At 68.5% G+C, this 16,234-nt stretch carries 16 protein-coding genes; 13 read left to right on the top strand and 3 right to left on the bottom strand.

What is annotated here, in order from left to right; all coding sequences use genetic code 11:
• Positions 1-57 precede the first annotated feature (57 nt).
• Complete coding sequence (locus QMX82_RS05920; protein WP_282281522.1) at positions 58-705, top strand: alpha/beta family hydrolase; 648 nt, start codon at positions 58-60, stop codon at positions 703-705.
• Here QMX82_RS05920 and QMX82_RS05915 read toward each other — a convergent pair.
• Both QMX82_RS05915 and QMX82_RS05910 read right to left on the bottom strand, forming a co-directional pair.
• Positions 702-2,270, bottom strand: a complete 1,569-nt coding sequence (locus QMX82_RS05915; protein ID WP_282281521.1) for a rhodanese-related sulfurtransferase — start codon at positions 2,268-2,270, stop codon at positions 702-704. The two genes, QMX82_RS05920 and QMX82_RS05915, sit on opposite strands and share 4 nt — an antisense overlap.
• Entirely contained in the window at positions 2,267-2,869 is a 603-nt protein-coding gene (locus QMX82_RS05910; RefSeq protein WP_282281520.1) for a cysteine dioxygenase, read from the bottom strand. Before QMX82_RS05910 ends, QMX82_RS05915 begins: the two co-directional genes overlap by 4 nt.
• A gap of 251 nt (positions 2,870-3,120) precedes the next feature.
• On the opposite strand from QMX82_RS05910, the gene QMX82_RS05905 reads away from it, so the two are divergent.
• The 7 genes from QMX82_RS05905 (at position 3,121) to QMX82_RS05875 (ending at position 9,698) form a co-directional block, all read left to right on the top strand.
• Positions 3,121-3,900 carry a class II aldolase/adducin family protein gene (locus tag QMX82_RS05905; protein WP_282281519.1) on the top strand — a complete coding sequence of 260 codons (780 nt, stop codon included), beginning with the start codon at positions 3,121-3,123 and terminating at the stop codon, positions 3,898-3,900.
• Complete coding sequence (locus tag QMX82_RS05900; RefSeq protein ID WP_133859276.1) at positions 3,897-4,850, top strand: ABC transporter substrate-binding protein; 954 nt, start codon at positions 3,897-3,899, stop codon at positions 4,848-4,850. The genes QMX82_RS05905 and QMX82_RS05900 overlap by 4 nt, the downstream gene beginning before the upstream one ends.
• A 5-nt stretch (positions 4,851-4,855) precedes the next feature.
• A complete protein-coding gene (locus QMX82_RS05895) occupies positions 4,856-5,821 on the top strand; it encodes an ABC transporter substrate-binding protein (protein WP_282281538.1) in 966 nt (321 codons plus the stop codon).
• A gap of 205 nt (positions 5,822-6,026) precedes the next feature.
• Positions 6,027-7,055 (top strand): ABC transporter substrate-binding protein, encoded by a 1,029-nt coding sequence (locus QMX82_RS05890; protein ID WP_282281518.1) that lies wholly within the window; start codon positions 6,027-6,029, stop codon positions 7,053-7,055.
• A 63-nt stretch (positions 7,056-7,118) separates the two neighbouring features.
• A complete protein-coding gene (locus QMX82_RS05885) occupies positions 7,119-7,961 on the top strand; it encodes a MetQ/NlpA family ABC transporter substrate-binding protein (protein WP_282281517.1) in 843 nt (280 codons plus the stop codon).
• On the top strand, positions 7,958-9,052 hold the full coding sequence (locus QMX82_RS05880; RefSeq protein ID WP_282281516.1) for a methionine ABC transporter ATP-binding protein: 1,095 nt from the start codon (positions 7,958-7,960) through the stop codon (positions 9,050-9,052). The genes QMX82_RS05885 and QMX82_RS05880 overlap by 4 nt, the downstream gene beginning before the upstream one ends.
• A complete protein-coding gene (locus QMX82_RS05875; protein WP_044342295.1) occupies positions 9,045-9,698 on the top strand; it encodes a methionine ABC transporter permease in 654 nt (217 codons plus the stop codon). The genes QMX82_RS05880 and QMX82_RS05875 overlap by 8 nt, the downstream gene beginning before the upstream one ends.
• On the opposite strand, the gene QMX82_RS05870 is transcribed toward QMX82_RS05875, so the two are convergent.
• On the bottom strand, positions 9,695-10,708 hold the full coding sequence (locus QMX82_RS05870; RefSeq protein ID WP_282281515.1) for a GntR family transcriptional regulator: 1,014 nt from the start codon (positions 10,706-10,708) through the stop codon (positions 9,695-9,697). The two genes, QMX82_RS05875 and QMX82_RS05870, sit on opposite strands and share 4 nt — an antisense overlap.
• Before the next feature lie 285 nt (positions 10,709-10,993).
• Between QMX82_RS05870 and QMX82_RS05865 the strand changes: the two genes are divergently transcribed.
• The 5 genes from QMX82_RS05865 (at position 10,994) to QMX82_RS05845 (ending at position 16,230) form a co-directional block, all read left to right on the top strand.
• A complete protein-coding gene (locus tag QMX82_RS05865) occupies positions 10,994-12,349 on the top strand; it encodes an amidase (protein ID WP_282281514.1) in 1,356 nt (451 codons plus the stop codon).
• Positions 12,350-12,422: 73 nt separating this feature from the next.
• Complete coding sequence (locus tag QMX82_RS05860) at positions 12,423-13,304, top strand: polysaccharide deacetylase family protein (RefSeq protein ID WP_133859270.1); 882 nt, start codon at positions 12,423-12,425, stop codon at positions 13,302-13,304.
• Positions 13,305-13,329: 25 nt separating this feature from the next.
• Complete coding sequence (locus tag QMX82_RS05855) at positions 13,330-14,688, top strand: MFS transporter (protein ID WP_133859269.1); 1,359 nt, start codon at positions 13,330-13,332, stop codon at positions 14,686-14,688.
• Between the two features lie 11 nt (positions 14,689-14,699).
• A complete protein-coding gene (locus QMX82_RS05850) occupies positions 14,700-15,470 on the top strand; it encodes an SDR family NAD(P)-dependent oxidoreductase (protein ID WP_282281513.1) in 771 nt (256 codons plus the stop codon).
• A 10-nt stretch (positions 15,471-15,480) separates the two neighbouring features.
• Positions 15,481-16,230 (top strand): SDR family NAD(P)-dependent oxidoreductase, encoded by a 750-nt coding sequence (locus QMX82_RS05845; RefSeq protein ID WP_133859267.1) that lies wholly within the window; start codon positions 15,481-15,483, stop codon positions 16,228-16,230.
• Positions 16,231-16,234: the final 4 nt, after the last annotated feature.

Genomic DNA, 16,234 nt, shown 5'->3' with positions numbered 1-16,234 from the left:
TTGATCCAGATCAATAAAGCCCGGGTTAAGCTCTGGCGTTTGGACGAGGAGTGGCCCATGGCAGACGAGTTGTACCTCGACAGCTTTCGCGAATGCCGACCCGCGGGTGAGCCCTTGGCGACCCTGTTGCTGGCCCATGGGGCGGGGGCTGGGATGGACAGCCCCTTCCTGCAGCAACTGGCCGAGGCGCTGGCCCGGCGCGAGATCCGGACCCTGAGATTCGACTTTCCCTACATGGCGCGAGCATGCGCCGAGGGCAAACGGCGCCCGCCGAATCCGGCCCCGGTCCTGCTGGAGCACTGGCGGGCCATAATCGCCACCTGGCGCGCGGCGGAAAGCGGACCGCTGTGGCTGGCGGGCAAGTCCATGGGCGGGCGGATGGCCAGTCTGCTGGCCGACGAACTGGGCGCGGCGGGCCTCATCTGCCTGGGCTATCCCTTTCACCCGGCGGGCAAGCCCGAACGGCTGCGCACCGACCACCTGGCGACCCTGGCAACACCGACGCTGATCGTCCAGGGCGAGCGGGATGCCTTGGGCTCGCGGGAGGAGGTGGCGGGCTATGCCCTGGCGCCAAGCATCGAGGTGCAGTGGCTCGCCACCGCGGACCATGATCTCAAGCCGCTCAAGCGCAGCGGCCTGAGCCATTCACAGGCGCTGATGGAGACGGCGGCCTGGGTGGCGGCCTTTGTGGGGACCAGCGGCTAGATGACCCGGAAGCCGCTGGTGCCATCCCGCCGCAACTGCTCGACCAGGCCGAATTCCCAGTCCAGGTAGGCCTGCATGGCCTCGCGCGGGGCGTCGGTGCCCTCGTAGGGGCGTCGGTAGCGATCGCGCCGGGTCGACAGCAGCCGCGTCTCGCCTTCTTCCACCGGCAGGCCGGCGGCCAGCCAGGCCGCGGTGCCGCCTTCCAGCAGCAGGACCGGCCGGTCGGTGGTGGCCTGGACGTCGAGGGCGGCGAAGGCGGCCAGTTGGCCACTGCCACAGGTGAAGACATAGCGCTCGGCCGGTGGCAGCACTGCCGGCAGATCGGCGCGCAGCACCCAGGCGGCGCCCGGGATGTGCCTCTGCACATAGTTGGCGCTGGCGGTGACATCCACCACCAGGGTGCCCGGCTCGGCCAGCCATTCCTGCAGCCGCGTCACCGAGATGCGCTCTACCGGCCCCGGCGTGGGCGCCGGTGCCTGCCAGGGGCCAGTGGCGCTCAGGGCGCCGGGCGGGATGGCGTCGACCACCGCCACCGTCCAGCCCATCTGTGCCAGCCAGGAGGCGCTCATGTTGGCGCGCACGCCGTCGTCGTCCACCAGCGCCAGGCGGGCGCCACGCACCGGGGCGCTGTGATCGGTCTCCTGGACCAGCTGGCCACCCGGTGTCGAGCGGGCGCCGGGCAGGTGGCCGGCGGCGAATTCCTCGGGGGTGCGCACATCGATCAGGTAGTTCGTGCGCTGGGCGTCGCTGAGCCAGGCTGCCAGTTCGCTGAAGGGCAGGCGGGCGACGCCGGCGCGATCGGCGACCTGGCGGGCGCGGGTCGCGGCGGTCGCCCGGGTCGCCGGACTCACCGCACCGAAGCGGCGTTGCTGGCCATGTTCCAGGGTCTGGCCGGCCAGGGTCCAGCCGATGGTGCCATTGCGCAGGGCGGCCACCGGATTGGGAATGCCGGCGTTGATCAGCGACTGGGCGCCGATCAGGCTGCGGGTACGGCCGGCGCAATTGACGATGACCCGGGTGCGCGGATCAGGTGCCAGCTCGGCCACCCGTAGCACCAGTTCGGCACCCGGCACGCTGACCCCGCCAGGAATGCTCATGGTCTGGTATTCCTCGAAACGGCGGGCGTCGAGGATCACCAGATCGGCGTCCTGATCCAGCAGCGCCCTGACCTCCTCGGCGGGCAGCGAAGGGGTATGGCGCCGGGCTTCCACCAGTTCGCCAAAGGCCTTGCTCGGCACGTTGACGTCGATGAAGAGTTCGCCGCCGCTGGCGCGCCAGCCCGCCAGGCCACCTTCGAGCAGGGCCACGTCGGTATAGCCCAGGGCGTGCAGGCGTTCGGCCGCGCGTTCCGCCAGACCCTCGCCATTGTCGTAAAGGGTAATGGCCACGTCGCGCCGCGGCAGCCGCGACCAGGCCTCCAGCTCCAGGCGCGACAACGGCAGATTGGCGGCCCACAACGGATGGCCGGCGGCAAAGGGGTCTTCCTCGCGGACGTCGAGCAGGGCGACCTCGGTGCCGGCGAGCAGGGCCTGGCGGATGTCCTCGGCGGTGCGGATGGCGGTCATGGTGTGGCGGTCTCCTGGGACAGGTCCCACAGGTTGGGCAGCTGGCGATTGGTGTAGCCGGAGATGAAGGGCTTTTCCTGGCCATCCGCGGCATAGACGGCGCGGCGCACGGCGCCGATGTTGCCGCCATAGACGTGGATGCTGATGGAGGTGCGGTCGGCATAGGCGTTGCTGACCTGGTGGATGTCACCCACCCGCGGCGAGACGGCTTCCACCTGGCCCGGCTCCAGGCGCACGGGCGCGCCTTCCGCCAGCAGGCGGCCGGCGGGATCGCGGATGAAGCCCTGGGCGATCTCGGCGCCGCGCAGCATGCCGATCAGGCCCCAGGTGCGGTGGTCATGCACGGGCGTGGCCTGGCCCGGACCCCAGACGAAACTCACCACCGAGAAGCGCTGGCGGGCATCGGCATGCAGCAGGTACTGGCTGTAGCGCTCGGGGCGGGGCAGGGCGCAGTCCTCGGGCAGCCAGTCGTCATGGCGCACCAGCTCGCCAAGCAGGGCGGCGCCGCGCTGCAGCAACTGAGCTTCGGCAGGGTGTTCGTCGACCAGGGTGGCGAGGTCATGCAGGAACAGGCGCAGGCGGTCGAGCATAGGGGGCATGGCGAGCTCCACGGAGAAGGCGGGTGGGCAATGATCGCCATTAAAGCAAGGTCAGGGCCCAGCGCCTTAGATCGATTGGTTCTGTGCTGAAAACAAGTTTTCGCATATTTGGCTATTTTGGTTATCCAGAATGCGCATATTAGGTTATGCGTAATCGATATTTCCGTCTCGGCGACTCACAACGTTAGGTTCTAAGCAGATCAGGGCAACGCCAGTTGCCCTGGCGCCTCTTCTGCTTTCGGAGCCGCTGCATGACCACCTTCCAGAACGCCCTCGCCAGCGTCCGCGCCCAGGTATCCGCCGCCGAATGGGAGGCGCGGGTCAAGCTCGCCGCCGCCTATCGCCTGGCTGCTCGCGAACGCTGGACCGACCATATCTACACCCACTTCTCGCTACGGGTGCCGGGCCCGGAGGCGCACTTCCTGATCAATCCCTTCGGCCAGACCTTCGACGAGATCACCGCCTCTTCGCTGGCAAAGGTGGACCTCGATGGCGAAATCGTCCTCGACCCCACCGGGCTCGGCATCAACCCGGCCGGCTACGTGATCCACAGCGCCATCCACCGTGCCCAGCCGGACCTCCATGCGGTGCTGCACACCCATACGGCCGCGGGCATCGGCGTCTCCGCTCAGCGCGGTGGGCTACTCATGCTTTCCCAGCACGCCATGAGGTTCTTCGGCCGCCTGGCCTATCATGGCTACGAGGGCGTGGCCCTGGATCTGGACGAGCAGAGTCGGCTGGTGGCCGACCTCGGGGCGCACCCGGCGATGATCCTCTGCAACCATGGGTTGCTGACCGTGGGCGCCAGTCTGGAAGAGGCCTTCTGGCACCTCTATTACCTGGAGCGTTCCTGCACGGCGCAGCTGGCGGCCCAGAGCGGCGGTGCCGAGCTGGTGATCGCCGCGGACGCCGTGGCGCAGAAGGTCAGCGACCTCATCCCCGGCAACCTGGCGCGCGGCGCTCATGTCCGCCACTGGGAGGCGGCGGTGCGCCAACTGGAGCGCCACGAGGGCCGGGAGTACGCGCAATGAAGCGCTTGCTTGCCACGCTGGGCCTGGCGCTGCTGCTGGGGCAGGCCCAGGCGGCGCCGGATCTCTCCGGGGTGACCCTGGTGCTGGGCGACCAGGCCCGCGGTCTGCGCGCCATGATGGAAGCCGCCGGCACCCTCGAAGGCGCGCCCTACCGCTATCGCTGGGCCAACTTCCAGGGCGCCGCGCCGCTGTTCGAGGCCCAGCGCGTCGGCGCGGTGGATACCTCCTACGCCGGGGACCTGCCGGTGCTGATGGCCGCGTCCGGCGGCGTGCCGCTCAAGCTGATCGCCACCAATGTCGGCTATCCCCAGGCCAATGGCCTGCTGGTACAGAAGGATTCGCCGATCCGTTCGGTCAGGGACCTCAAGGGGCGTACCGTGGTGGTGTCCTCGGCCAAGGGCAGCATCTCCCAGCATCTGCTGTATGCCGCCCTCGAAGAGGCTGGCGTCAGGCGCGACGAGGTGACGGTCAAGTTCGTGCTGCCCACCGATGCCAGCGCCGCCTTCAATGCCGGGCAGATCGACGCCTGGGCCACCTTCGATCCCTATCTCGGCATCGCCGAGCAGCACGGCGCCCGGCTGCTGCGCGATGGCCAGGGGCTGACCACCGCCCTGGGCTTTCTCACCGCCACGCCAGCGTCGCTGGAGGACCCGGCCAAGCGCGCCGCCATCGCCGATTTCGCCGGGCGCCTGGCCCAGGCGCGGGCCTGGGCGGTCGCCCATCCGCAGGACTATGCCCGGGTCTACGCCGAGCTGACGCGCCTGCCGGAAGGTGCCGCGGTGGCCATTTCCACCCGCACCTCCCGTGGCCTGCGTCCGGTGCAGCCAGCAGACGTCGCCGCGGTGCAGCAGGTGGCCGATCTCTTCAGCGAACTCCAGGTGCTGCCCAAGCCGGTCGACGTCGCCGCCCTGGCCGATGCCAGTGTCTTTACCCAGGAAGCCAAACCATGACCCTCATCCGCCGTACCCTGCTGGCGCTACCGCTGCTGCTCGCCGCCAGCGCGGCCCTGGCCGCCGAGACCCTGACCCTGCGCATCGCCGACCAGAAGGGCAACATGCGCGCCCAGCTGGAGGCGGCCGACGGCCTGCGCGACCTGCCGGGCTATCGCATCCAGTGGGCGGAATTTCCCGCCGCCGCGCCCCTCGCCGAGGCGCTCAATGCGGGCGTGGTGGATGCCGGCATCATCGGTGATGGCCCGCTGCTGTTCGCCCTGGCCGCCGGCGCGCCGGTCAAGGCCATCGCCGTGGACCAGTCCGATCCCTATGGCACGGCGGTGATCGTGTCGCGCGACTCGCCACTGCGGAGCGCGGCCGATCTCAAGGGCAAGCGCATCGCCACCGGGCGCGGCTCCATCGGCCATTACATCGCGCTCAAGGCGCTGGATTCCGTGGGCCTGACCGCCCGGGACGTGAGCTTTCGCTTCCTTGGTCCGGTGGACGCCAAGATGGCCCTGGCCAATGGCTCGGTGGATGCCTGGGCGACCTGGGAGCCCTATACCGCCCAGGCCGAGCAGGTCGACGGCGCCCGGGTGCTGGTCAGTGGTCGCGGACTCTGGGCGGGCAACAGCTTCCTGGCCGCCACCGATACGGCCCTGGCCGATCCGGCCCGGCGCGCGGCGCTGCAGGACTACCTCGAGCGTCTGGCCGCTGCCCAGCGCTGGGGCTACGCCCACCTCGACAGCTATGCCAGGACCCTGGCGCAGATCATCGGCTTTCCCGAGGCGGTGGCCCGGCTGCAATTCGAGCGCCGCCAGCTGCACTGGGAACCCATCGACCAGCAGGTGGTGGCCGACCAGCAGGCGGCGGCGGATTTCTATCATCGCGGCGGCCTGATACCGCAGCGCCTGGATACGCAGGGGACCTTCGCCGAGGGGTTCCGGGTGGCCAAGCCGGACGCGCCGCGGCAGGCGGCGCGGGAGTAGGGCGGGATGCAGGGTGGTGTTGGGCTTCGCTTCGCTCAGCGCCAACCTACGTCCGGCGGGGCGCCCTCTCTCTCTCTCTGGGAGAGGACTGGGGTGAGGGAAAGCCCACACGCCACTCGACCTATCCATATAACCCATCCTTATTTCAAAAACGCTGAACATCTTGATTAGGCTATAAGCCAATTCCATGGATGAGCGCACCCCGATGTCCCCACGTCTCCCCTTCACCCGTCGTCCCCTGGCCCTGGGGCTCGCGGCCAGCCTGCTCACCGGACTGGTCACCGCACCCCAGGCGGCTCAGGCCGAGGGCACCCTGCGCATCTCCGAACAATTCGGTGTGTCCTATGTGATCCTGCACGTGCTGCGTGACCAGCAACTGATCGAAAAGCACGGCAAGCAAGAGGGCGTCGACATCAAGGTCGACTGGATCAAGCTGTCCGGTGGCGCGGCCGTCAACGAGGCGGTGCTGTCGGGCGCGGTGGACGTCGGCTCCGCCGGGCTCGGGCCGCTGTTCACGCTCTGGGACCGCACCCATGGTCGGCAGAACGTCAAGGCCGTGGCTAGCCTGGGGGCCTTTCCCAATTACCTGGTCACCAACAATCCGCAGGTAAAGACCCTGGCCGACTTCACCGCCAAGGACCGCATCGCCGTGCCGGCGGTCAACGTCTCGGTGCAGTCGCGCTTCCTGCAGTACGCCGCCGCCCAGGCCTTCGGCGAGAAGAACTGGAATCGCCTGGATCCCCTGACCGTGGCGGTGCCGCATCCGGATGCCACCGCGGCGGTGATCTCCGGCGGTACCGAGATCAACAGCCACTTCGCCAATCCGCCGTTCCAGGAACAGGAACTGGCCAGCGGCAAGGTGCACAGGGTGCTCAGTTCCTATGACGTGCTCGGTGGGGCCGTCTCGCCCAATCTGGTGTTCGTCACCGAGAAATTCCGCCGGGACAATCCCAAGACCTACAAGGCCTTCCGTGAGGCCCTGGTCGAAGCCGGGCAGATCATCGAGAAGGACAAGGCCGCCGCCGCCCGGACCTACGTGAAAGTCGAGCATTCCCGCCTCGATCCGGCCCTGATCCAGCGGATCATCGAAAGCCCCGAGGTCAACTTCGACACGGCGCCGCAGAACACCCTGAAGCTGGCGGAATTCATGTACCGCATCGGCGCCATCCGCAACCAGCCCAGCGGCTGGCAGGACTATTTCTTCGTCGACGCGCCCGATCAGAAGGGTAGCTGATCCCTTTTCCCTTACGGGTTCCACCGGACCACCGGACGAGCCCTCGACATCTCGAGGTCTCCCATGGCTATTCCTCCGTTTTTCCTGCGCCTCGGGCTGCTCCTGGCGAGCACGACCCTGGTGCTGTCCGCCCAGGCCGCCGAGCCGCAGAAGATTCGCCTCGGCATCAACGACAGTCCGCAGAATGCCGCCCTGGAGCGCGCCGCCGAGGTGGCGCGGGAACGGGGCGTGGCGGTGGAAATCGTCGCCTTCAGCGACTGGAACACGCCGAATCTGGCGCTCGCCCACGGCGACATCGACGTCAACTACTTCCAGCATCAACCCTTCCTGGAAAACGCCAACGCCCAGAACGGCTACGGCCTGGTGCCCATCGCCTATGGCGTGGAAAACAAGGTCGGCCTCTATTCCAAACGCGTGAAAAGCTTTGCCGAGGTGCCGGACGGCGCCACCGTGGCGGTGGCCGACGATCCGGTCAACCAGGGCCGCGGGCTGCACCTCTATGCCCGCGCCGGCCTGATCCAGCTCAAGCCGGACACCGGGCCCAAGGCCAGCCTGCAGGACATCGTCGCCAATCCCCGCCAGCTGAAATTCATCGAACTGCCCGGTCCGCAACTGGCGCGGGTGCTGGACGACGTGACCCTGGCGCAGAGCTATCCCTCGCATATCCTCGCGGCCGGCACCACGGACCCCAACAGTGCGCTGCTGTTCAGCGACGACGAGGCCAGCGGCCATCTCTATGCCCTGAGGTTCGTGACCAGGCCGGACAAGGCCGATGACCCGGCGATCCGCACCTTCATCCAGGTGTTCCAGAACGATCCGCGGGTGCGCGAGGCCATCGCCCAGGCCTATGGCAATCCGCAGCTCTACAGCCTGGCCTGGCTGAACCGGCAGGAGGCCGCCCGATGAGCAACGCGCTGCTCAGCACCGCACCGGCGCAGCCGCCCGTCGAGCCCCAGGCCGCTCCCGCGCGCGACCATCTGCGCCTGAGCGGGGTGCAAAAGATCTACACCGGCGGTGCGCTGCCGGTGACCGCGCTGGCCGACATCGACCTCAGCATCGCCCGTGGCGAGATCTTCGGCATCATCGGTCGCAGTGGCGCCGGCAAGTCCAGCCTGATTCGCACCCTCAATCGCCTGGAAGACGTCAGCGCCGGCCAGGTACTGGTCGATGGCGTCGACCTCGGCACCCTGGAGGGCGACCGGCTGGTGGCGCTGCGACGGCGCATCGGCATGATCTTCCAGCACTTCAATCTGCTGGCCTCGCAGACGGTGCTGGAGAACCTGGCCTTGCCGCTCAAGGCCGCCGGTTTTCGTCGCGACGAGATCGAAGCCCGGGCCCGGGAATTGCTCGAGTTGGTCGGGCTGCAGGGCAAGGAGCAGGTCTATCCCTCGCGGCTGTCCGGTGGGCAGAAGCAGCGGGTGGGTATCGCTCGCGCGCTGATGCTCAAGCCCGAATTGCTGCTCTGCGACGAGGCCACCTCGGCGCTGGATCCGGAGACCACCCAGTCGATCCTGGCCTTGTTGCAGGACATCAATCGCCGCCTGGGGCTGACAATCGTGCTCATCACCCACGAGATGGCGGTGATTCGCCAGATCTGCGATCGGGTGGTGGTCCTGGAGCATGGCCGCATCGTCGAACAGGGCCCGGTGTGGCAGCTGTTCGGTGCGCCCCAGGCAGAAGCCACCCGGGCGCTGTTGGCCCCCCTGGCGGCCCAGCTGCCGGCGGATCTGGCCAGGCGGCTCGCTGCCACCCGGCAACCGGGCGCCCGGGCCGTGTTGGAGCTCAGCTACGACGGCCAGGGTGCGGAGCCTGACTTCCAGGCGCTGGGCCAGGCCCTCGGCGCACCGGTCGAGCTGCTGCATGGCGGTATCGACCGCATCCAGGGCCATGCCCTGGGTCGCCTGCTGGTGGCGACCGCGGCGCCGGAACGACGGCTGGCCAGCTTCCTGTCACAGACCGGGCTGTTCGCCCGGGCGGAGGTGCTGGGCTATGTCTGACTTCATGCTCAAGGCGCTGTGGAAGGCCTTTCTCGATACCCTGACCATGGTCAGTGTGTCCGCGGCCATCGTCTGGTTCGCCGGCATCGCCCTGGCGGTGGTGCTGGTCACCACCGGGCGCGGCGCCATCTTCGCCGCGCCCACCCTCAACCGGGTGCTGGGCACCCTGATCAACGCCTTTCGCGCCACGCCCTTCATCATCCTGCTGGTGGCCCTGATCCCGCTGACGCGGCTGATCACCGGGACCACCATCGGCGTCTGGGCGGCGGTGGTGCCCATCACCCTCAGCGCCACGCCGTTCTTCGCCCGCATCGCCGAGGTCAGCCTGCGCGAGGTCGGCGGTGGGGTGATCGAAGCGGCCCAGGCACTGGGCTGCGAACGGCGGCACATCGTCTTCAATGTGCTCCTGCCGGAGGCGCTGCCCGGCATCATCGGCGGCTTCACCGTGACCCTGGTGGCCATGATCGGCGCCTCGGCCATGGCCGGCGCCATAGGTGCAGGGGGGCTCGGCGACCTGGCGATCCGCTATGGCTACCAGCGCTACGACACCCAGGTGATGGCCGTGGTGATCGCCATCCTGGTGGTGCTGGTGTGCGGCATCCAGTTCATCGGCGACCGCTACGTGCGGCACCTGCGGGCGCGCTAGCTGAGGCGCTCCAGATAGGTCGGCAATTCCGGGTCGGGCAGCACCGAGAGCACCTTGAGGCGCTGCAGGGTGCGGTCCCGACCGCGCAGCAGGTGATTGCGTAACTGGCTGGCGGCCGAGTCGGGACTGCCCACCAGCAGGGATTCAAGCACCAGGCGATGCTCCACCAGCACCGCCTCGTCCAGCGGGGTGCCGAGGGACTGGTGGAAGATGCGCGAGACATTCAGCGGACTCTGGCTGTGGGCGATCAGCTGGGCCAGCTTGCGATTGCGCAGGCCGGCCAGGCAGCGCCCATGCAGATCCGCCTCGATGCGCTCCACCGCGATCCAGGAGGTGGGGGCAGGGTGGGCAGCCAGCTGCTCCAGTCGTTCGAGCATCGCCAGCAGCTCGCCGCGCGCCAGCCCCGGCGCCGTCTGCAACAGCGCCTCGGGTTCCAGCAGGGCGCGGATCTCGTAGTCGTCGCGGATGGCCTGGGCGGTGAGCGGACCGGCCAGCCACTGGCCATAGGGTTCCTTTTCCATCAGGCCACGATCGCGCAGGCGCATCAGGGCTTCGCGCACCACGGCGCGACTGACGCCCAGGTGATCGGCCGCCTGCTGCTCGTCCAGGCGGAAATGGCCGAAGAGCAGGGCGTGGCTGACACAGGCGGCGATCTCGTCGCCGACCCGTTCGCCCAGGGAGCGCGTATCGATCAGTTCGTCACCGCTGTCCAGCCCGAGCAACTGGCGGGTCAGCGGCTGGCGCTGCGGCTCGCCCGCGGTGCCGGCCGGATCGATCAGATAACCACGCCCTTCGAAGCGGCGGATCAGGCCTTCCTCCTGCAACAGCGTCAGCGCCTGGCGCACCGGTACCCGACTAGTGCCGAACAGCTGTGCCAGCGGCGCCTCGACCAGGACCAGCCCCGGCACCGCGCGACCGGCCAGGATGGCTTCGCGCAGCGCATTGCGGATCATCGCGTAGCGCGCGGCGGTACGACTGTCATCGAGGGGGGCGGGGACTGCTGCCGACATCGGGGGCCTTCCGGAAACGAGATGAGAATTGTGGCACAGGCCTGCGGCCTTTCGCGCGTTACCGCCGGGGTCAGGTGCACGCACGGTAACGGGGCAGGCGTTACGGTTCTGCACAAAGATGGATCTATTTAATTTAAGTACATTTTATTGACCGCGGGTGAAGAAAGGATCGAGCGACCGCTAAGCGCTGGCTTTGCGATTAAGTAGCAGCCTTTTTCTCAAGCTGGCACAAAGCCTGCTCTATCAAACGTACCAAATTATAAAATGTACGTTTAAGGAGCAGCCATGGATTCTGCCCACGCCCTGTCCCTGGATGCGGTCGGTCTCGGCGAGGCCTATGCCGCCGGTACCCTCGATCCGGTCGCGGTCTTCGAGGCGGCGCTGGCACGCGCGCAGGCATCCTCGGCCGTATTCATCAGCCTGACCGCCGCGCGTGGACGCGCCGAAGCCCTGGCCGCGCGCGAGCGCTGGCAGACTGGGCAGCCGCGTTCGCCGCTGGATGGCGTGCCGCTGGCCTGGAAGGACCTGTTCGACCTGCAGGGCGAGGTCACTACCTGCGGCGCCGAGCTGCGCCGCCTGGCGCCACCGGCGGCCACCGACGCCGAGCTGGTGCAGCGCCTGAGCCGGGCCGGGCTGGTCAGCCTGGGCAAGGTCAATCTCAGCGAGTTCGCCTATTCCGGCGTGGGATCGAATCCCCATTTCGGCACGCCTGCCAATCCCCGGACGCAGGGTGAGGTGCGCATACCTGGCGGCTCCTCCTCGGGGTCGGCGGTGGCTGTCGCCGCCGGCATCGTGCCCCTGGCCCTCGGTACCGACACCGCCGGTTCGGTGCGCCTGCCGGCCGCGCTTAATGGGCTGGTGGGTTATCGCCCCAGCCTGGGGCGCTATCCGGCGACCGGCATCTTTCCGTTGGCCGCATCCTATGACGTGCCGGGTCCGCTGGCGCGCAGCCTGCGCGATGTGCAGTGCCTGGATCGCCTGCTGACAGGCGCAGCCGCCCGACCGCTGCCGGCGCTGACGGCGTTGCGCGTGGTGCTGGACCTGAGCGTGCTGGACGACGCCCGGGTGGAGCCGGCGGTGCGGGCCAATCTGCTGGCCGCCGCCGAGCGGCTGACCCGCGCCGGGGTGCGCGTGGAGCGCCGCGCCCGCACGGTCTTTGCCGAGGCCCTGGAATTTCTCGCCGCAGAAGGTTGGCCAGGGGCCTTGGAAGCCTTCGCCCTGCACCGCGAGGTGCTCGACGGTCCCGCGGCCGCACGCCTGGACCCACGGGTACGGCAGCGCCTGGAGCGGGCACGGGCCTTGCCCGATGGCCATCAGGCCGTTCTGCATGAACGCCGCGATCAGCTGCGAAAGCGCTTTGCCGCCGAATTCGCCGAGGCGCTGCTGTTGGTGCCGACGGTGAGCCGCGTGGCACCGCTGCTGGCTCCTCTGGAAGCCGGCACAGACCTCTTCGCAGCCACCAATCTGGAGCTGCTGCGCCTGACCATGGCCGGCAGCCTGCTCGGCGCGCCGGGTGTCTCGCTACCCAGCGGCCGCGATGCCCAGGGCCTGCCCACCGGCCTGTTGCTGGTGGCCCCCGCCGCCACGGACGAGCGCCTGCTCGATGCCGCCACGGCCGTGGAAGCCCTGGTCAGCGCCTGATTTCAAGTGGCGGTGGCGGGGGCCCGGCTCCGTCATCGACCTGGGTTTCTTCCGGGTACTGGAGAATGCAACGATGGCCAAAGAAATCTTCGTTTCCATCGGCGTCGACGTCGACGCGGTGGCGGGCTGGCTCGGTTCCTATGGCGGCGAGGATTCGCCCGATGACATCTCCCGCGGCCTGTTCGCCGGCGAGGTGGGGTCGCCCCGGCTGCTCAAGCTGTTCGAGCGCTACGGCCTCAAGACCACCTGGTTCATTCCGGGCCATTCGGTGGAGACCTTTCCCGAGCAGATGCAGGCGGTGGCCGCGGCAGGCCACGAGATCGGCATCCATGGTTACAGCCACGAGAATCCCATCGCCATGACCCCCGAGCAGGAGGAGGCGGTGCTGGACAGGTCCATCGAGCTGATTACCGCGCTGGCCGGCAAGCGCCCCACCGGTTATGTCGCGCCCTGGTGGGAATTCAGCCGGGTGACCAACGAGCTGCTGCTGAAGAAGGGCATCAAGTACGACCACAGCCTGATGCACAACGACTTCAGTCCCTACTACGTGAGGGTCGGCGACAACTGGACCAAGATCGACTACAGCCAGCAGCCCGAGAGCTGGATGAAGCCGCTGGTGCGCGGCCAGGAAACTGATCTGGTGGAGATCCCGGCCAACTGGTACCTCGACGACCTGCCGCCGATGATGTTCATCAAGAAGGCGCCCAACAGCCATGGCTTCGTCAATCCACGCCACCTCGAAGAGATGTGGCGCGACCAGTTCGACTGGGTCTATCGCGAGATGGACTACGCCGTCTTCCCCATCACCATCCACCCCGATGTCTCGGGGCGGCCGCAGGTGCTGCTGATGCTCGAACGCCTGATCGAGCATATCCAGGGTCACGCCGGGGTGCGCTTCGCCACCATGGACGAGATCGCCGACGACTTCCTGCGGCGCCAGCCGCGCCAGCGCTAAGCGCCCAGCCCACAGGTACAGGATCATGACCCTCCCTGCCGCCCCTTCGCTCCACCCGGAAACCGCCACGGCTGCCTGGAAACCGCAGCCGCTGTCTTCCGGTGATGTCCGCTACGCCACCTGGATCGCCTTCTTCGCCTGGGTGTTCGCCGTCTACGACTTCATCCTCTTCGGCACCCTGTTGCCGGTGATGGGTGGGCACTTCAACTGGAGCGAAGCCGAGCAGGCCGAACTCGCCACCTGGGTAGCCCTGGGTGGAGCCATCATCGCCTTCGCCATCGGCCCGCTGGTGGACCGGATCGGTCGCCGCGGCGGCATCATCGTCACCATCGGCGGCACGGCCGTGTGCTCGGCGCTGACCGCGCTGTGCGCCGGCATGGGCAAGGTGCCGCTGGTGCTGGTGCGTTCGGTGGCCGGCCTGGGCTACGCGGAGGAGGGGGTCAACGCCACCTACCTGACCGAGGTCTATGCGGCCTCCGACGATCCGCGGCTGATCCGCCGCCGGGGCTTCATCTACAGCCTGGTGCAGAGTGGCTGGCCGATCGGTGCGCTGATCGCCGCGGGGCTCACCGCCTTGCTGCTGCCGCACATCGGCTGGCAGGGCTGCTTCGTGTTCGCCGCCGTGCCGGCCTTCGTCATCGCCGTGCTGGCGCGCAAGCTCAAGGAAAGCCCGCAATTCCAGGTGCACGCCCGCATCCAGCGCCTGCGCCGTGAAGGCCAGGAACAGGACGCCCGCAGCCTGGCCCGTGAATACGGCGTGGACTACGAAGAGCACGCCAAGGCCGGCGTGGCCATGGCCTTCAAGGGCCAGGCCCTGCGCCCGACCCTGGTATTGAGCCTGGCCATCCTGCTCAACTGGTCGGCGATCCAGGTGTTCAGCGTGCTGGGGACCTCGGTGATCGTCAGCGTGCACAAGCTCAGCTTCGAGAACTCGCTGTGGATCCTGGTGCTGTCCAACGCCGTCGGCTTCATCGGCTACCTGTTCCATGGCTGGCTGGGCGATCGCATCGGTCGGCGCAACACCGTGGCCCTCGGCTGGATGTGTGGCGGCGTGGCCTTCTTCGCCATGCTGCAGGCGCCCAGCCAGCTGGTACCGGTGGTAGCGCTCTACAGCCTGGGGCTGTTCTTTCTCACCGGACCCTACTCGGCCATGTTGTTCTTCATGGGCGAAAGCTTTCCCACCAGCATTCGCGCCACCGGTGGCGCCATCGTCCACGCCATGGGACCGATCGGCGCCATCCTCGCCGGCCTCGGCATCACCAGCGTGCTCGGTAGCGGTGGCCAGTGGCACAGCGCCGCGCTGTGGTTCGGTGCCCTGCCGTGCTTTCTCTCCGGCCTGGTGATGTGGACCGCGCGCCACGTCGAACCCACCAGCCTCAAATGACAGGAGCCCCCATGACAGCTCATACCTCTCCCGTCGCCCTGATCACCGGTGCCGCCAGCGGCATCGGCCAGGCCCTGGCCGTGGCCTATGCCCAGCGGGGCGTGCGGGTGGTCGGCGGCTACTACCCGGGCGATCCCCATGACCCCGAAGACACCCGGCGGCTGGTAGCCGCCGCGGGTGGCGAGTGCCTGCTCGAACCCCTGGACGTAAGCGACAGCGCCTCGGTGGATGCCCTTGCCGATGCCGCCCTGGCGCACTTCGGCCGCCTCGACTATGCCGTGGCCAACGCCGGGCTTCTGCGCGCCGCACCGCTGCTGGAGATGAGCGACGCGCGTTGGCACGAGATGCTCGACGTCGACCTCACCGGCGTCATGCGCACCTTTCGCGCCGCCGCGCGGCACCTGGGGGAGGGTGGTGCCCTGGTGGCCATCTCCTCCATCGCCGGCGGCGTCTATGGCTGGCAGGACCATGCCCATTACGCCGCCGCCAAGGCCGGGGTGCCGGGACTGTGTCGCTCGCTGGCCGTCGAACTGGCGTCGCGTGGCATCCGCTGCAACGCGGTGATTCCCGGTCTGATCGAGACGCCGCAATCGCTGGACGCCAAGAACTCCCTGGGTCCGGAAGGCCTGGCCAAGGCCGCCCGCAGCATTCCCCTGGGGCGGGTCGGCCGGCCCGACGAGGTGGCGGCGCTGGTGCGGTTCCTGACCAGTACCGAAGCCAGCTACATCACCGGCCAGAGTCTGATCGTCGATGGCGGTCTCACCGTCCGCTGGCCCGATTGAGGAGAAGAGCATGTTCGAGCTGACAGACCGCCGCGCCCTGGTGACCGGCGCGGCCAGCGGGATCGGCGCCGCCATCGCCCGCAGCTATGCCGCTGCGGGGGCGCGCCTGGTGCTGGCCGACCGCGACGCCGAGCGGCTGGCGCGGGTGGCCGCGGAATGCCGGGCCCTGGGCGCGTCGGTGACGGAGACCGTCGCCGACGTTGGCCAGCCGGATGGCGCCCGAGCCGGAGTGGACGCCTGCGTGGCGGCTTACGGCGGCATCGACATCCTGGTCAACAATGCCGGGATGCTGACCCAGGCGCCCTGCGTCGACCTGACCCTGGAACAGTGGAACGACATGCTGCGCGTCGACCTCACCAGCGTCTTTCTCGCCAGCCAGCGCGCCCTGCCGCACATGCAGGCGCAGCGCTGGGGCCGCATCATCAACGTCGCTTCCCAGCTCGGCATCAAGGGCGGCGCCGAGCTCTGCCACTATGCGGCGGCCAAGGCCGGGGTGATCGGCTTCACCAAGTCGCTGGCGCTGGAGGTGGGCCGCGACAACGTGCTGGTCAACGCCATCGCCCCCGGGCCCATCGAGACCCCGCTGGTGGACGGCATCAGCGCCGACTGGAAGGCGGCCAAGGCCCGCGAATTGCCGCTGGGCCGCTTCGGTCGCGCGGAGGAGGTGGCGCCGGTGGCGCTGCTGCTGGCCAGCGATCCGGGTGGCAATCTCTTCGTCGGCCAGACCCTGGGTCCCAATTCCGGCGACGTCATGCCCTAGGAGG

This window comes from Pseudomonas sp. PS02302 (genome assembly GCF_029959585.1).
Taxonomy (GTDB): Bacteria; Pseudomonadota; Gammaproteobacteria; order Pseudomonadales; family Pseudomonadaceae; genus Chryseomonas; species Chryseomonas aestiva.
Note: the sequence above shows the minus strand (reverse complement) of the source record. Positions and strands in the feature narration are given on the sequence as shown.

What these genes read in the sequence shown, in the direction of transcription:
- QMX82_RS05920 (WP_282281522.1), top strand. Translation starts at nt 58, where the DNA reads ATGGCAGACGAGTTGTACCTCGACAGCTTTCGCGAATGCCGACCCGCG.
- QMX82_RS05915 (WP_282281521.1), bottom strand. Translation starts at nt 2,270, where the DNA reads ATGACCGCCATCCGCACCGCCGAGGACATCCGCCAGGCCCTGCTCGCC.
- QMX82_RS05910 (WP_282281520.1), bottom strand. Translation starts at nt 2,869, where the DNA reads ATGCCCCCTATGCTCGACCGCCTGCGCCTGTTCCTGCATGACCTCGCC.
- QMX82_RS05905 (WP_282281519.1), top strand. Translation starts at nt 3,121, where the DNA reads ATGACCACCTTCCAGAACGCCCTCGCCAGCGTCCGCGCCCAGGTATCC.
- QMX82_RS05900 (WP_133859276.1), top strand. Translation starts at nt 3,897, where the DNA reads ATGAAGCGCTTGCTTGCCACGCTGGGCCTGGCGCTGCTGCTGGGGCAG.
- QMX82_RS05890 (WP_282281518.1), top strand. Translation starts at nt 6,027, where the DNA reads ATGTCCCCACGTCTCCCCTTCACCCGTCGTCCCCTGGCCCTGGGGCTC.
- QMX82_RS05885 (WP_282281517.1), top strand. Translation starts at nt 7,119, where the DNA reads ATGGCTATTCCTCCGTTTTTCCTGCGCCTCGGGCTGCTCCTGGCGAGC.
- QMX82_RS05880 (WP_282281516.1), top strand. Translation starts at nt 7,958, where the DNA reads ATGAGCAACGCGCTGCTCAGCACCGCACCGGCGCAGCCGCCCGTCGAG.
- QMX82_RS05875 (WP_044342295.1), top strand. Translation starts at nt 9,045, where the DNA reads ATGTCTGACTTCATGCTCAAGGCGCTGTGGAAGGCCTTTCTCGATACC.
- QMX82_RS05870 (WP_282281515.1), bottom strand. Translation starts at nt 10,708, where the DNA reads ATGTCGGCAGCAGTCCCCGCCCCCCTCGATGACAGTCGTACCGCCGCG.
- QMX82_RS05865 (WP_282281514.1), top strand. Translation starts at nt 10,994, where the DNA reads ATGGATTCTGCCCACGCCCTGTCCCTGGATGCGGTCGGTCTCGGCGAG.
- QMX82_RS05860 (WP_133859270.1), top strand. Translation starts at nt 12,423, where the DNA reads ATGGCCAAAGAAATCTTCGTTTCCATCGGCGTCGACGTCGACGCGGTG.
- QMX82_RS05855 (WP_133859269.1), top strand. Translation starts at nt 13,330, where the DNA reads ATGACCCTCCCTGCCGCCCCTTCGCTCCACCCGGAAACCGCCACGGCT.
- QMX82_RS05850 (WP_282281513.1), top strand. Translation starts at nt 14,700, where the DNA reads ATGACAGCTCATACCTCTCCCGTCGCCCTGATCACCGGTGCCGCCAGC.
- QMX82_RS05845 (WP_133859267.1), top strand. Translation starts at nt 15,481, where the DNA reads ATGTTCGAGCTGACAGACCGCCGCGCCCTGGTGACCGGCGCGGCCAGC.